General features: G+C 12.8%; 1 protein-coding gene. It reads right to left on the bottom strand.

The features are described from left to right. Positions 1-153 precede the first annotated feature (153 nt). Positions 154-276: a hypothetical protein gene (locus NG904_RS17705; protein ID WP_286674380.1), complete on the bottom strand. Its 123-nt coding sequence runs from the start codon at positions 274-276 to the stop codon at positions 154-156. Between the last annotated feature and the right edge of the window lie 216 nt (positions 277-492).

The raw sequence follows: 492 nt of genomic DNA, 5'->3' as shown, positions 1-492 counted from the left end.
TTTATTTTTTATTATTTTTTTTTTTTTTTTCATTTTTTTTTTTTTCTTTTATTATTTTTTCTTTATTTTTCATTTCATTGTCTTTATCTTTTATTATTTCTTGTTTATCTTTTATTTCATTTTCTTTATCTTTTTTTTTTTTTTTTTTTTTTATTAGTTTCTTATGTGTTTATTTTTTTTCTTCCTTATTTTTTTCTTCTTTTGTTTTTCTTTTTTTTTTTTTTTTTTTTCTTTTTTTTTTTTTTTTTTTTCTTTTTTCTTTTTTTTTTTTTCCACTACTTTCTTTTTTTACAGTTGTTTCTTCCACTACATTTTTTTTTTTTTTTTCCTTTTTAACTTTTTTTTTTTTTTAAATAATTTTCTTTAAATTTTTTCCCTGATTTTTTTTATTTTTTTGTGGAACTAAATTCTGAGAAATAATATAAGAAAAATTAATTTTTTATTTCTCCTTTTTTTAATACTTTTTTTATTTAATTTTTCTTTTATTTTTCT

The organism is Clostridium sp. ZBS15, assembly GCF_023845705.1.
GTDB lineage: Bacteria > Bacillota > Clostridia > Clostridiales > Clostridiaceae > Clostridium > Clostridium aquiflavi.
The sequence above is the reverse complement of the archived record's forward strand: the minus strand, read 5'-3'. Positions and strand labels throughout refer to the sequence as shown.